Genomic DNA, 13,891 nt, shown 5'->3' with positions numbered 1-13,891 from the left:
CCTTGAGGGAATCTGATTCCCTCATGGGGCCCTTCACGGACCTCTTCCACACGACGCAACGAGTTACGGTCGCGGAGCCTGCGCGTGGGTCAGCGCGCCGACAATGTCCTCCGCCAGCAGCAAACTCGCCAAACCGTGGCCGTGTTTTTCCCGCCGTACCAACGAAACGACGTTGTTGCTGAACGCGTCGCGGACTGGCCGGAAGACGAGGCGGCCGTCCCGGATTTCCTCGGCGATGTCGAATTCGCTGAGGAACGCGATGGCGTCGCCGGTGGCGGCGAGCCGTTTCATCGTCTCGATCGAGTTGGTGTGGAAGGCCGGTTCGATGTCAAGGCCCGCCTTGGCGAAGGCCTCCGCGACGATGCCGTGGATGACCATGGACCGGTCGGCGAAAATCAGCGGATAAGGCGGGCACTGGGCGAGCGGGATCGGGTCCGCGCCGGCGAGCGGATGATGCGGGGCGACGACGACGCCGAGCCGGGTGTTCATCTGCCAGCAGACCTCGAGGTGCGCGGACGGCGGGACGTTGAAGCCAAGCCCTAGGTCGGCTTCGCTGGCTTCGACCGCGCGCAGGATGTCCTGCGTGGTCATGGTGCGAATCGAGATCCGGACTCGCGGATGCCGGGCCCGGAACGCCGCCGCGGCCGTGGCGACGACACTGCTGGCCAGGCCGGTCATCGTGGCGATCACGACCTCGCCGCTGCCGAGCGCGTGCAGATCGCGGATGTCCGCGACGGTCTCGCGGTACTGCTGCAGAGTGCGCCGGACGTGCGCGAGAAGTGCCTCCCCGGCTGGCGTCGGACGCATTCCGCGCGGCAGGCGGTCGAACAACTGCTCGCCGAGTTCCGCCTCCAGCAGCAGGATCTGCCGGTTGATCGCCGACGGCGCGACGTGCAGGCGGGCACCGGCCGCGCGGATGGAGCCGAGACGCGCCACTTCGTCGATGTACTGCAGCAACCGGGAGTGGAGCACGGCGGACCTCCTGAGCCAAGCGTACGAAAAAAGAGTACACGTCGTACGAAAATGAATGCTTGTCAGCAACGGTGTGCGCCGGGTTCTATCAGTGCAGCCCGCAATGGACCCGAACACCGAAATGAGGACCGCTGTGCAGGATTCGCCGACCTATCCCCCGCTCGCGACAGAAGACGTTGCCGCGCAAGAAGATCACGTGCGGACGATCTTCGGAATTCTCGACGGCGAGCAGGAGGCGGACCTGCTGCTGCGCAAGCTCAACATCGTCGACGTGCACACGGAAAGTGTCTATCCCGGCTCGCTTCTTGTTTACCGGCAGCGGATCGTCGCGCTGAACCCCGACGAGTCGATCGTGCGGGTGCGCGAGGTTTTCGACGGCGAAGGGCTTTACGCGATCCCCGGGTTGATCGACGCGCATCTGCATTTCGAATCCCAGCTCGCGCACCCGGCGGCGTTCGGCGAAGCGATCGTCCCCAGTGGAACGACGACCGTCTTCGGGGAAACCCTCGACTTCGCCAGCGCGGCCGGGGACGAGGCGGTGGAAGCCGTCCAGACATTGTTCGCTGACCACGAAAAACTGCCGTACCGGCTTTACGCGTTCGCGCCCGGGAAGAAGACCTCTACCGCGGTCACCGAGGCCATGCTGAAGATGGATCCGGTGATCGGGCTGGGCGAACTGGCCCACCTGTCCTACATGACCGGGGACGCCGACGATTTCCGCAAATCCGCGCTGGGCCGGGCGAATTCCGGCTTCGTGAACTGCCACTGGGGCGTCACGGCACTGTCGGACATGCTGCTGAACTACATGCCCGCGATCGGCGTCGACAACAATCACGACGTCTGGAACGAGGACGACATCGAAAAGAGCGTCCGCTACGGCCTGAACACCCAGATCAAGTTCGGCGTCGGGAGTCCGGAAGTCATCCGGACCATGTTGCGGGCCATCGTGAAACGGCGGTGGCCGGCGGAGAACTTCCAGCTGTGCGCCGACAACATCTCGGTGGACCGCGTCCTGCGGCAAGGCCATATCGACTGGGTGATCTCGCTGGCGATCGAAATGGGCATGCCGCCGATCAAGGCGATCAAAATGGGCACGCTGTACGCCGCGCGCTCGTTCCGCAAGGACCGGGACCTCGGTTCGCTCAGCCCGGGCCGGTTCGCCGACATCGTTCTCACCGACAGTCTCGCCAAGATCAATCCGCGGTATGTGTTCAAGGGCGGCGAACTGGTCGCCCGCGACCGCAAACTGCTCAACCGCGTCGGCATCGATTACTCCAGCCTGGCCAAGGAACCCAAGCCGGGTCTCACGGATTTGACTGCTGAACAGCTCGACCTGACACCGATCGAACTCTCCCCGGAGGGCGATCAAGCGAAGGTGCTGCTGTTCGACGTCTACGGACGCGGACATCTCAAGTTCGCCCAAGAGATCTGGGTGCCGTTCCGCGACGGCGCGGTCGTGCCCGAGCACGAAGGCGAGCGGCTCAACCGGATTTCGATCGTCCAGCGATACGCCTCCGGCGACCGGCACATCGTCACTGGGCTGTTCAAAGGCGTGTCGATCGACCGCGGCGCGGTGTCGACGTTCTGGCCCGCACCGTCGGCCTATTTCGTGAGCGTCGGCAGCGACAGCGCGGAGATGTGCGCCAACCTCAAGCAGTTGGACACTCTCGTCGGCGGCTGCATCGTGACCGAAGACGGCGAGGCGAAAGCCTGTCTGCCACTGGAGTTCTACGGCGTAATGGCCGACATGAACCTCGCCGAACTCGTCGACGCGACCCGATCGATCGACGCCGCGCTCGAAAAGCTGGGCAACCACAACGAGGGCGAACCCGTCGTCAACAAACTCCTGACCCTGTTCATCTCGCTCGACCGTTTCGGATTCATGAAATAACTCGAAGAAACCTCAACGAGGAGGTCACGGTCGTGCCTTACGACAAAGACGCGGGCGTAATCGACAACGGAAACGTGGTGCGGCGCTGGATCACCTACATCGCCGGCATCTACCTGCTGACGCTCGGCCTCGGACTGGCGATCCGGGCCGGGATCGGCATCTCCCCGCAAAGCAGCCTGACCCGCACGATGACGCTCGTGCTCCCGCCGCTCAGCCAGGGCACGTTCAATCTCCTGCTCGAAGTGCTCATGCTCGTGCTGACTTTCCTTGTGCTGCCAAGGGCGTTCAAGCTGCACAACCTGTTCTCGCTGGTTCCGGCACTAATTCTGGCCGCGTTGCTCGACTTCAACCTGATGGCGACGAAGTGGATCTCGCTGGCACCGTACGCGGCGAACCTCGCGCTGCTGTTCATCGCCGACGCGATGCTGGCGTTCGGGCTCTTCCTGATGATCCGCGCCAATCTGGTGCTGATGCCGATCGACCTGTTCGTCAACACCCTGCAGAAAAAGACCGGCCGCAAGTGGGGGAACATCAAGACCGTCTTCGACTGCACCCTGCTCGCTGTCTCGGCGAGCATCGGGTTGATCTTCCTCGGCGGACCGCATTTCATCCGGGAGGGCACGATCATCAACGCGGTCCTGGTCGGTCAGTACATCAAGCTCTATTTCTTCCTGTACAAGAAGTTCCAGGCGCGAAAGCTCAAGCCCGTTGAAAGCGCAGCGTGAACGTCGCGCCGACGCCGGGTTTCCCGGCCGCGGCGATCGTCCCGCCGTGTCCAGTGACGACCTCCTGCACCAACGCCAATCCCAGCCCGAACCGCCGGCCCTCGCCGTTCGCCCCGTGTGCGAAACGCTCGAAAAGCCGTTCCGCTTCGTGCTGAGGGAAGCCGGTTCCGGTGTCACACACCCTCAGTTCGACGTGCCGGGCATCCGGGTTGGCGAGGATCACCTCGATCGACCCGCCCGGCGGCGTATGCCCGATCGCGTTGTCCAGCAAGGCGGACAGCACTCGCCGCAACGCCGTCGGGACGCCCGGCACCACGTCCTCCAGCCCCGGCGAACGACTGAGCCGGAGGTCTACCTGCCGGTCGTTCGCGCGGACCGATTCCGCCGCCACCGCCTGTTCCGCCAGCACCGCCAGCTGCACCGGCTCCAGATGCGGCCGCTCGGCACAGGCCTGCGCGGACAGCAGCAGATCGTCGACCACCGCGCCCAGTTCTCGGGTGCCAGAAACCAGGGTTTCCAGGTCAGCCGGTCCCGCGCCGCCGCGCCGGGCCAGCAGCTGCGTGCGGGTGTGCAACCGGGTCAACGGCGCACGCAGCTCGTGGGACGCGTCGGCGACGAACGTCCGCTGCCGGCGCAACGCCTCGCCCAACGGCCGGATCGCCCGCCCGGCCAGCAGATACCCGCTGATCACCGACGCGATCAGCACCACCAGCTCGGCCACCCCGAGCCCCAACAACAGCTGTTCGCGGTCAGATATCAGGTAATGCTCGTTGAAGTACGCCTGCCAGACCTCGCCGCCGCGGTTCACCGTGCGGATGGTGTACGTCGCGCCGTCGAGCACGCGTTCCTCGGTAACCACGTCGCCCTCGTGTGGCACTCGCGGCACCGGCGGGAGCGTGAACGGCAGCCGTCCGGCCGGCGCGTGCCCCTGGGGCGTCACCAGGTAGGTGCACCCGGGCGGGGTCGCGGAAAGCCCGTTTCCCAGCGCGAATTCCAGCTGCCGGTTGGTCTCCGCCGCCTGCCCGCGCAGCAGCACCCAGTACGCGATCGCGCCCGCGGCGAGCACGACAATCGTGATCACCACGGCGATCTGGCCCGCGATGATCCGCCGCGCGCGCCGCAGCGCCCGCGCTTCCGGGGCGACGACGGTGGTCACACCGCCCCGATCTGGTAGCCGAGGCCATGCACCGTCTTCACCACGCCTCGCCCCAGCTTCCGCCGCAGGTAGTACACATAGGTGTCCACAATGGACTCCGCAGCGGACTCGGTGAACACCCCCGCGCGCAGCGACGCCCGAGGGTGGATCGCCTTGGGCCGCTGGGCGAGCGTGCGCAGCAACTCGAACTCGCGTCCGGACAGCGTCACTCGCTCGCCGCGCGGCAGCACGACCTCGTGCCGTTGCAGGTCCAGTGCCGCCGCGCCGAGCGGAAGGGACTCCGCGTGCTCCGCGTCGCGGCGGCACAACGCGCGCACCCTGGCGAGCAGTTCGTCGGTTTCGAACGGTTTCACCAGATAGTCGTCGGCCCCGGTGTCGAGGCCGTGCACCCGGTCGGCCAGCTCTCCCAGCGCGGACAGCACCAGCACCCGGGCAGGCACCGCCCGGCGGCGCAGCTGGGCCAGCACCGAAAGGCCGTCGACTACCGGCAGCCGCCGGTCGAGAATCACCACCGCGTGCCTTCCGGTGAGCCCCAGGTGCAGGCCGCGCTGGCCGTCGTGGGCCACTTCGGTCTCGTAACCTTCTCCGGTGAGCAACTCGACCAGCATCCCGGCGAGGTCGCGATCGTCCTCGACCAGGAGCACGCGGGAAGCCGCCGGGGTCTCCGCCTCATCGTGCACGGGTCCATACTCGCAGTGATCCGGCCATTCGACCCTCGACTTTCGTAGGCAATCGCTCAGCTTCGGCCAGTCAGGAGAAATTCGGGCATTTCTCCGTCGGCGTACCGGCGGGCGTCGCGTTTGTCCAGCCAGCCGAGCACCGGCGAGGTCATGATCGTGGTGACGAGCGCGACGAGGACCAGGACAGTGAACAGAGCGGGCGAAACGATTCCGGCGGACAGCCCAACGTTCAGTGCGACCAATTGCATCAGTCCGCGCGCGTTCACCAGTACGCCGATCCGCAGCGCGACCGGTTGCGGTTCGCCGGTCAGCCGCGCCGCGCCCCACGAAGCGCCGAGTTTGCCGACCACCGCGACCGCGATGCAGACCAGCGCGAACAGCAGCAGCTTCGGGTCGGCGAGCAGCGCGAATCGGGTGTTGAGTCCGGAATAGGTGAAAAACAGCGGCAGGAACACGACCCGGCCGACCGGCATGATCCGCCCGAGCACCGCGTCGGCCGCCTCGCCGCGCGGGAACACCAAGCCGAGCATGAACGCGCCGAACACCGCGTACAGGCCGATGACGTCGGTGAACCACGCCGCCCCGAAGAGGAACATCGCGGTGACGAGCATCCGCTGGTCGACCGACACCCGCGGGTTGTCCATCACCCGCGCCACGATCCGGCGGACCACCAGCCACACCAGCAGCACGAACAGCACCCCGCCGCCGATGGCCAGCGCGATCGGACCAGCCGTGCCGGCGTGCATGCCGAGCACGACGGCCAGCAGGATCCAGGCGAGGACGTCGTCGAGAGCGCCGCAGGCCAGCGCGAGCGAGCCGAACCTCGTGCTGCCCAGCCCGCGTTCGGTGATGATCCGGGCCATCATCGGGAACGCCGTGATGGCGAGTGCCACCGCGACGAACGCCGCCGAAACCACCGGCGACACCCCGGGTTTCAGGATTCCGGCCCAGTTCGCGCCGAGCACGCTCACCCCCACCCCGAATGCGAGCGGCACGACTGTGCCCGCGGCGGAGACCGCGGCGACGGTTTTCCGTCCGTCCTTCAGCGCACTCAGCCGAAATTCGTAACCCGCGCCGAACATGTAGATGACGAGCCCGATCTGGCCGCCGAGGTACAGCAGCGTGCGCACCGAGTCCGGGAACAGAAACTCCTGCACACCCGGCAGGAGGAGCCCGAGCAGCGACGGGCCCAGCAGCACGCCGGTGACCATCTCGCCCACCACCGGCGGCTGACCGAGCCGTACGGCGAGCGCGTTCACCGCCCGGCAAGCCGCCAGGATCACCACCGCGGCCAGGAAAAACGCGGGTGCGGCTTCTACGGCACTCATCGGGTTCCTCCTTGGAAGTGCTTGGTACACAACCGAAGCCGACGCGCGTCAAGCACCATGTAGGTGCCGAACACCAGCTGCGCGAGGCTGCGCCACACGTCTTCCCAGCGATCGCGCACCGCCAGATAAGCCAGCGCGGCCCGGGGATTGCGCCGCGATCCACGCGGGGTCACGAAAACCGGACCGCGATTGGGGATCGACCGGGTGTGCGCGGCGCTCGTGGCGAGCGTGAACCGGCGCAGGAATTCCCTGGTGACCACCCGCATCGTCACCGGGGCGAGGCCGCGCGCCGGGCACGGCCGGTTCTGCGCGACGCCGAAAGGCAAGAAATTTCGCTGCTGGTGCGCGGGGCAACCACGCTCCGGATCGAATTCCTCTGGACGGTCCACTCCGGCGTGGTGGAATTCCGGGTAGCTGAACAGCAGCACGGTACCGGCGTCGATGGTCCGGTCGGCCAGTTCGATGTCGCCGGTGGTGATGCGGTGCGCGATGCCGAACAGCGGGTACGTGCGCAGGCATTCGTCCAGCACGCGGTCGAAATACTCGTCGTCGTCCGGGTTTTCCGCGAGCCTGCGCTGCACCTGCGGATGTTCGGCGAGCACCATCAGCAGGTGCGCCATCGCCTCGGACATCTGCACGACGGCGGTGTTGAAGAACGTTCCCTGCAGGTAGAAGACCTGCTCCTCGCGGGTGAGCCGGGCCGGCAGCGGATGCGGCACGTCGTCGAGCCGGCGGCGCAGGTACGCGGTGAGCCGGGCTCGACGGCGCATGTTGCGCGGGCGCACGCACTTCAGCGCGGACACGACGTCGTCGGCGTGCCCGACGATCAGGTCCCGCGCGTCGGCCGGGCACGGTTCCCCGAACACCAGCTCGTAATACAGCTCGGCCCAGACCGGCATCATTTCGTCGCGCAGCCGGATCAGCCGTCCCGGCCCGGTTTCGATCCGGTCGAGCACGCGCGCGGCGACGCGTTCGGTCAGCGCCTGCGATTCGGCCTTGGACTTGACCAGGATGTTCCGGGTGGTCTTGGCGACCTCGTCGTAGCGCGGGCCCGGTTCCAGATGTTCCTGGTGCACCTGCGGTCCCGGGGCGAGCCAGTACCAGAACAGATCGGACAGCGCGGCGCCCTCGCTGCGCCCGTCGGCCGCCGGATCGGCGTACACCCGGCGGAAGTCCTCGACCGGCACCTGGTAACCCTCGTTCCCGTTGACCAGCGCGAAAATCCGGTTCCGCATCGCGACGACCCGGCCGGGCAGCCACCTCGGCAGGGTCGCGATCAGCCCCGCCGTCCCGGCGAGCACGAGACGCTTCATCGGACCAGGTCCGCGGTCAGCTCGCCGGGCGTGCGCGCCCCGCAAAGCCCGAGTGCGGTGTCTGTTTCCTCGCGCAACCGTTCCAGCACTTCGGCGACCCCTTCCTGACCCGCCGCGGCGAGCCCCCACAGCACCGGCCTGCCGACCCCGGCCGCGTCCGCGCCGAGAGCGAGCGCCTTGACTACGTCCGCGCCGCTGCGCACCCCGCCGTCGACGATCAACGGCACCTGTCCGTCCACAACGGACACAATGTCCGGCAATGCGGCCAGGCTCGAAATCGCGCTGTCGAGCTGTCGGCCGCCGTGGTTGGACACGAAAATCCCGTCGATTCCCGCCGCCACCGCGATTCGGGCGTCCTCCGGATGTACCACGCCCTTGAGCAAGATCGGCATTTTCGTGATTTCCCGCAGCCAGCCGAGATCGTCCCAGGTCAGGTCAACGGGCATCTCGATGCTGCGCACGCAGCCAGTGGTGTCGCGCATGTTCTCGGCGGCCATCCCCGGAGGGAGATCGTGAAAACCGTGGCGGTATTCCCGTTCCCGCCGTCCGCGAATCGCGGAATCGACCGTCACCACCAATGCCCGCGCTCCGGCGTTCTCCGCCCGGTTGACGACCGCTTCGGTGAACTCCCGGTCTGATTGCCAATACAGCTGGAACCACAGCACGTCAGCGACCTTGGCGACGTCCTCGACAGCCGTTGTCGACGCCATACTGCACACGAAGACGGTGCCCGCCTCCGCGGTGGCTCGCGCTGTCGCGAGTTCTCCGTCCGGATGCGCGAGCCGGTGGAATGCCGTCGGACACACCAAAATCGGCATCGACAACGGTGAACCGGCGATTTCCACCGCCAGTTCGCGTTTGCCGACTCCGCGCAGCACTCGCGGCACGAGCACCCGGCGACGGAATTCTTCCTCGTTGGCGCGCAAGGTGGCTTCCTCGCCCGCGCCACCGGCGTAATAGTCGTAGTGCGCTGGCTCCATCCGTTCCCGCGCGATGGCTTCCAGCTCCGCTATCGTGCGCATGTCAGAGCTGCTTGGTGAAGAAGGCGGTCAACGCGTCCACGTGCACCGGGCGATTCCACTCGTTTTCGAGGTTCTCGGTGACGTGATGCGTCGCGACCAATTCCCCGCGCTGGTAATGCCGGACGATCGGGTGCAGGTAATGCCCTTCGCCGGAATCGTTCGCGACATCCTGGCTAGCGCGGGTGACGGTGAAGTCGAACGGGTCGATCTTGTCGTGGTCCGGCCCGTAGTCGAGGGTGATCACGAACGCGTTGGCGCTCTGCCCGATTTCCGTGTCCGCGAACCGGTCGACCGGGACTTCCTCGTAGTACCGGGCCTGGTCGCCGTCGACCACGAGGACGTCGGCGAGGAACCCGAACTGCTGATACAGCGCGGAAGTACGGTTGATCCGCCGGATGACCGCGTCGACCAACTCGCTGGTTTTGTTGGCCACCACCGTGTTCGGCCATTCGGTGTCGTGGTAACGCTCGTCGAGCACCTTGGAAAGCGCGCGCACGCCGTAGCGGTAGCCGTGAATGAACGCGCTGGTGGCCTTCTTGAAATCGCGGGCCTGAGTGATCGTCCCGGCGAAGTAGAGCCCCGGCACGTTCACCGACTCCCACGACGAGGTCTGCGCCGGGAACCGGTCGTTGATCGTCATCTCCGGACGGCAGTCCTCGTCGAACATCGAGGCGTCGAACCGGAATCCGGTCGCCGCGATCACCCGGTCGTACCGGATTTCCTTGACCAGCTCATCGGCACGGGCGAAAGCGAATTTGACGTGGTAGCCGTCGGCGTCCTTGGTGATCTCGCGAACGTCGCCGTCGAGAATCGCGTGCTGGAGCTTGAGCTGGTACATGTCGAGCACGCCGGCGTTGAACGCGCGGAGATGTCCGACGAAGTGCGTGCGCCACGCGAGCTTTACCGGTCGCGGACCGGCGACGTGCAGCACCGCGGCGTAGGCGTTGATGCTGTCGGCGGTCTCGAAGGCGGAGTTTCCCTTGCCCAGCACGAGAACACGCTGGTTGATGAACTGCTCCGGGTCGGTGTCGTAATCGGAGTACTGGTCGACCAGTTCCATGCCCGGCACGTCCGGGACGTACGGTTTGGTCACCCCGGTGGCCATGATCAGCCGACGCGCACTGAACATTTCCCCGTCTGCGGCGGTGACCGTGAAGACGTCGTCCGCGCGCGAAATTCGCGTGACTTCGGTGCCGTAGCGGATTTTGAGGTCGTGTTTCGCCGCGTAATCGGCGGTGTAGCGCAGGAACGCCTCGGCAGGCGGGAACATCTCGGCGCTGTAGTCGGTGAAGACGAGCGGGTCGGGGCCGTCGTCGAGCAGCGAGTTCCAGTCGACCCGGAGGTTCAGCTCGGGGTCGGTCCAGCCGGTGTACTTCTTGTTGACCGAGATGAGCGTGCGGTGCCGGGGGAAGCGCGTGAAGAACGCCGCGGGCACAGACCCCCGCTCCAGGACCAGATAGGTGCGCCCGGCCCCGCCCAGTTGCCGCCCGAGCTGCAATCCCGCCGGCCCGGCTCCGACCACCAGGTAGTCCAGCACGTCCGCCATGACACCGACCTCCCGCGTCGCCTTGATCTGACGGCGATCAGAGTGGTCGGAAGATCTCAGAAATCTCTCAGAACGTACCCAGTCCCTGGGACACCCCGTCCGCGCGGTCCGCGATGCAAAAGGTCCGTGAAGGGCCCCGTGGGGGGATATGTTTACCTCAAGGGGCCCTTCACGGACTACTGCGGGAGCGGAGGCCCCGGCTGCGGCTGCTACTTGCCGGTGACGCGCGCGAGCGCCTCCGGGTACCGGTCGCCCGCGACCGCGTCGGCCGGAGCGGCCTTCTCGATCGCCGCGATGTCCTCTTCGGACAGTTCCAGCTCGGCCGCGGCGACGTTCTCTTCCAGGTACTTCCGCCGCTTCGTACCCGGGATCGGCACGACGTCAGCCCCCTTGGACTGCACCCAGGCGAGAGCCAGCTGCCCCGCGGTGACCCCCTTGGCCGCGGCCAGCGCGCGCAGCGCCTCGACGATCGCCATGTTGCGCTCGAAGTTGTCCCCGGCGAACCGCGGCAGTTCACGGCGCATGTCGCCCTCGGGCAGCTCCTGCACCGAGGTGACCGAGCCGGTCAGGAACCCGCGGCCCAGCGGCGAGAACGGCACGATTCCGATGCCCAGCTCCCGGCAGGTACCGAGGATCTCGTCCTCGATCCCGCGCGTCCACAACGACCACTCGCTCTGCAGCGCGGTGACCGGATGCACCGCGTGCGCCCGGCGAATGGTGTCCGCGCCCGCCTCGGAAATCCCGGCGTAACGGATCTTCCCGGCCTGGACCAGCTCGGCGAGCGCGCCCCAGGTCTCCTCGATCGGGACCTCCGGGTCGACGCGGTGCTGGTAGTAGAGGTCGATGTGGTCGACCCCGAGCCGCTGCAGCGATTCGTCGCAGCACTGCTTCACATACGCGGCGTCACCGCGCGCGGCCATGCCCTGTTCGGTGTGCACGATGCCGAACTTCGTCGCGAGTACGACCTTGTCCCGGCGGTCGGCGATCGCCTTGCCGACGAGCTTCTCGTTCTCCCCCTCGCCGTACACGTTGGCCGTGTCGAGCAGGGTCACCCCCAGTTCCAGCGCCCGGTGCACAGTGGCGACGGACTCGCCGTCGTTGTCGCGCACGCCGTAGGCCGCGCTCATCCCCATGCAGCCGAGGCCCTGAGCCCCGACCTCCAGTGCGCCGAGCTTCCTCGTACCGATCACGCGGAGATTCCCTCCATTTCGGGCGCGACGCCGAAGGCCTTGCGCTCGATCTGCTCGTAGTTGGCGATCTTGTAGTCCAGAATGTCGAGACAACCCTGCAGCTCAGCGATCCGGTCGGCGACCGACTGCCGCTGCTCCACGAGGATCGCCTTGCGCCGTCCCGCGCTGGCCACCCCGTGCCGGCGCAACGAGGCGTACTCGCGCATGCTCTTGATCGGCATCCCGGTGAGCCGCAGCTTCGTGAGGAAGCCGAGCCAGTTCAGGTCCTCGTCGGAGTAGGCGCGCCGCCCCGCTGAATCGCGGGCGGGCGGTTCGAGCAGCTTGATCCGCTCGTAGTACCGGAGGGTGTCGATCGACAGGCCGCTACGTCGTGCGGCTTCCGCTATCGAGTAGCTCATGCGCTCGACAGTACGACCTGGAGTGCACTCCAGGTCAAATCTTAAACCGGTGGTCACGCTCGCGTTTTATAACGTTGTTGCGTTACGCTGGGTGCATGCCTCGCCCCCGTACCCACGACGAAACCCTCCGGCTGAAGCTCCTGGACCGGGCAGGCGAACTGATCTCCGAGGACGGCCCCAAGGCCCTGTCCCTGCGAAAACTGGCCGCCGACTCCGGCACGTCGACCACCGCGGTGTACTCGCTGTTCGGCAGCAAACCGGACCTGGTGAACGCTCTGTACGTGGAAGGCTTCCGCCGCTTCGGCGCCCGCCTGGCAACGGTCCCGCTGTCCGGCGACGCAGTAACCGACCTCGTGCGCCTGGGCGTCGCCTACCGCGAAAGCGCCCTCGCCGACCCGCACCTGTACGCGATCATGTTCAGCCGCTCCGTACCCGGCTTCGAACCAAACGCCGAGGCCGACGAGGTCGCGCAAGCCACCCTCGCCCCGTTGATGGGGGTCGTCCGCGCCGCAGTGGCGTCCGGCCAGTTCCAGGACGTCGCACCGGAACTGATCACAGTCAGCCTGTGGGGTTTCGTGCACGGCCTGGTGTCACTGGAACTGTCCGGCAGGCTGCCGGAGGGCTTCAGCGTCTCCGATGCGTACGAAAAAGCCTTGCACGCCAACGCTTCCGGCTGGCTCACCTAGCGCCGTACTGCCGATCCCCCGCGTCGCCGAGCCCCGGCACGATGAACCCGGAGTCGTTGAGCCGCTCGTCAATACTTGACGTGACCACGCGAACCGGCAGCCCAGTCTGCTCCAGATGCGCAATCCCCTCCGGCGCAGCGAGCGCACAGATAGCGGTGACGTCGGTGGCACCACGATCGGTCAGCAGCCGGATCGTGTACTCCATCGACCCACCAGTCGCGAGCATCGGATCAAGCACCAACACCGGCCGGTCCGCAAGCGACTCGGGCAGCGACTCCAAATACGGGGTCGGCTTGAGCGTCTCCTCGTCCCGAGCGAGCCCCACGAACCCCATCTGCGCGTCCGGGATCAATTTGTGCGCCTGATCAGCCATCCCCAGACCAGCCCGCAAAACCGGCACCAGCAACGGCGGACTGGCCAGCCGATACGCATCAGTGCGCGCGACCGGAGTATGAATCCGCTCAGTACGCACCGGCGCTTCGCGCGTGGCTTCGTAAACGAGCATGACCGTCAACTCATGCAGCGCCGCCCGAAACGCCGCACTGTCCGTCCGAGCGTCCCGCATAGTCGAGAGACGAGCCTTGGCCAGCGGGTGATCGACGACATGCACATCCATGCCGCACAACTTAGCCGCCCAGTTCACCCACGCCACCCATTCCCCCACACCTTCGTGGGCCCGGTTACCCCCTCCACCCAGCCCGCCGCACCCAATGTGGCGTTGGGTGCATCTGACGCACCCAACGCCACATTCGGTGCGTCCCACGCACCCAACGCCACATTGGGGCGCTAGCCCCCACCCCCCAAACCGCCACCCGCACACCCCACCCAGCCACCCACCCAAGCCGCGCGCCCACCCACCGCCGACAAACCCCACGAAACCCAGGCAGCCAGCCCCCACCCTGCACCCCGATACGAAGCCTCCCCTGCGGTTCGGGAGTTCTTTTAAAAGCATCTTTACCGCCTTGTCAAGCACCCCCCAACCGT

13 protein-coding genes are annotated in these 13,891 nt (G+C 66.7%); 3 read left to right on the top strand and 10 right to left on the bottom strand.

Annotation, left to right across the window (positions count from 1 at the left end; all coding sequences use genetic code 11):
• Positions 1-63: 63 nt before the first annotated feature.
• Complete coding sequence (locus tag ACWGIC_RS42325) at positions 64-972, bottom strand: LysR family transcriptional regulator (protein ID WP_452081583.1); 909 nt, start codon at positions 970-972, stop codon at positions 64-66.
• Between the two features lie 196 nt (positions 973-1,168).
• Here ACWGIC_RS42325 and ACWGIC_RS42320 point away from each other — a divergent pair, with 196 nt between their 5' ends.
• A complete protein-coding gene (locus ACWGIC_RS42320; protein WP_452081582.1) occupies positions 1,169-2,863 on the top strand; it encodes an adenine deaminase C-terminal domain-containing protein in 1,695 nt (564 codons plus the stop codon).
• 32 nt (positions 2,864-2,895) lie between these two features.
• Positions 2,896-3,588, top strand: coding sequence for a YczE/YyaS/YitT family protein (locus ACWGIC_RS42315; RefSeq protein WP_452081581.1), 693 nt, complete (start codon positions 2,896-2,898; stop codon positions 3,586-3,588).
• On the opposite strand, the gene ACWGIC_RS42310 is transcribed toward ACWGIC_RS42315, so the two are convergent.
• The 8 genes from ACWGIC_RS42310 to ACWGIC_RS42275 all read right to left on the bottom strand — a co-directional run bounded on the left by ACWGIC_RS42310 (position 3,563) and on the right by ACWGIC_RS42275 (position 12,221).
• Positions 3,563-4,744, bottom strand: coding sequence for a sensor histidine kinase (locus tag ACWGIC_RS42310; protein ID WP_452081580.1), 1,182 nt, complete (start codon positions 4,742-4,744; stop codon positions 3,563-3,565). The genes ACWGIC_RS42315 and ACWGIC_RS42310 overlap by 26 nt on opposite strands.
• Positions 4,741-5,388, bottom strand: coding sequence for a response regulator transcription factor (locus tag ACWGIC_RS42305; protein WP_452081584.1), 648 nt, complete (start codon positions 5,386-5,388; stop codon positions 4,741-4,743). Before ACWGIC_RS42305 ends, ACWGIC_RS42310 begins: the two co-directional genes overlap by 4 nt.
• A 92-nt stretch (positions 5,389-5,480) precedes the next feature.
• Entirely contained in the window at positions 5,481-6,752 is a 1,272-nt protein-coding gene (locus tag ACWGIC_RS42300; RefSeq protein WP_452081579.1) for a cation:proton antiporter, read from the bottom strand.
• The gene (locus tag ACWGIC_RS42295; protein WP_452081578.1) at positions 6,749-8,065 is read right to left on the bottom strand and encodes a cytochrome P450; all 1,317 of its coding nucleotides are present in this window, start codon (positions 8,063-8,065) and stop codon (positions 6,749-6,751) included. Before ACWGIC_RS42295 ends, ACWGIC_RS42300 begins: the two co-directional genes overlap by 4 nt.
• Complete coding sequence (locus tag ACWGIC_RS42290) at positions 8,062-9,087, bottom strand: alpha-hydroxy acid oxidase (protein WP_452081577.1); 1,026 nt, start codon at positions 9,085-9,087, stop codon at positions 8,062-8,064. Before ACWGIC_RS42290 ends, ACWGIC_RS42295 begins: the two co-directional genes overlap by 4 nt.
• A gap of 1 nt (position 9,088) precedes the next feature.
• Complete coding sequence (locus ACWGIC_RS42285; RefSeq protein WP_452081576.1) at positions 9,089-10,633, bottom strand: NAD(P)-binding domain-containing protein; 1,545 nt, start codon at positions 10,631-10,633, stop codon at positions 9,089-9,091.
• 209 nt (positions 10,634-10,842) lie between these two features.
• The gene (locus ACWGIC_RS42280) at positions 10,843-11,823 is read right to left on the bottom strand and encodes an aldo/keto reductase (protein WP_452081575.1); all 981 of its coding nucleotides are present in this window, start codon (positions 11,821-11,823) and stop codon (positions 10,843-10,845) included.
• Positions 11,820-12,221 (bottom strand): MerR family transcriptional regulator, encoded by a 402-nt coding sequence (locus ACWGIC_RS42275; RefSeq protein ID WP_009072633.1) that lies wholly within the window; start codon positions 12,219-12,221, stop codon positions 11,820-11,822. Before ACWGIC_RS42275 ends, ACWGIC_RS42280 begins: the two co-directional genes overlap by 4 nt.
• A gap of 95 nt (positions 12,222-12,316) precedes the next feature.
• Here ACWGIC_RS42275 and ACWGIC_RS42270 point away from each other — a divergent pair, with 95 nt between their 5' ends.
• Positions 12,317-12,907 carry a TetR/AcrR family transcriptional regulator gene (locus ACWGIC_RS42270; protein WP_452081574.1) on the top strand — a complete coding sequence of 197 codons (591 nt, stop codon included), beginning with the start codon at positions 12,317-12,319 and terminating at the stop codon, positions 12,905-12,907.
• Here the strand turns inward: ACWGIC_RS42270 and upp are convergent.
• The gene (gene upp, locus ACWGIC_RS42265) at positions 12,900-13,523 is read right to left on the bottom strand and encodes a uracil phosphoribosyltransferase (RefSeq protein WP_452081573.1); all 624 of its coding nucleotides are present in this window, start codon (positions 13,521-13,523) and stop codon (positions 12,900-12,902) included. The genes ACWGIC_RS42270 and upp overlap by 8 nt on opposite strands.
• Positions 13,524-13,891 lie beyond the last annotated feature (368 nt).

Source organism: Amycolatopsis sp. NPDC054798 (assembly GCF_053611505.1).
Note: the sequence above shows the minus strand (reverse complement) of the source record. Positions and strands in the feature narration are given on the sequence as shown.

What these genes read in the sequence shown, in the direction of transcription:
- upp (WP_452081573.1), bottom strand. Translation starts at nt 13,523, where the DNA reads ATGGATGTGCATGTCGTCGATCACCCGCTGGCCAAGGCTCGTCTCTCG.
- ACWGIC_RS42295 (WP_452081578.1), bottom strand. Translation starts at nt 8,065, where the DNA reads ATGAAGCGTCTCGTGCTCGCCGGGACGGCGGGGCTGATCGCGACCCTG.
- ACWGIC_RS42285 (WP_452081576.1), bottom strand. Translation starts at nt 10,633, where the DNA reads ATGGCGGACGTGCTGGACTACCTGGTGGTCGGAGCCGGGCCGGCGGGA.
- ACWGIC_RS42300 (WP_452081579.1), bottom strand. Translation starts at nt 6,752, where the DNA reads ATGAGTGCCGTAGAAGCCGCACCCGCGTTTTTCCTGGCCGCGGTGGTG.
- ACWGIC_RS42275 (WP_009072633.1), bottom strand. Translation starts at nt 12,221, where the DNA reads ATGAGCTACTCGATAGCGGAAGCCGCACGACGTAGCGGCCTGTCGATC.
- ACWGIC_RS42270 (WP_452081574.1), top strand. Translation starts at nt 12,317, where the DNA reads ATGCCTCGCCCCCGTACCCACGACGAAACCCTCCGGCTGAAGCTCCTG.
- ACWGIC_RS42290 (WP_452081577.1), bottom strand. Translation starts at nt 9,087, where the DNA reads ATGCGCACGATAGCGGAGCTGGAAGCCATCGCGCGGGAACGGATGGAG.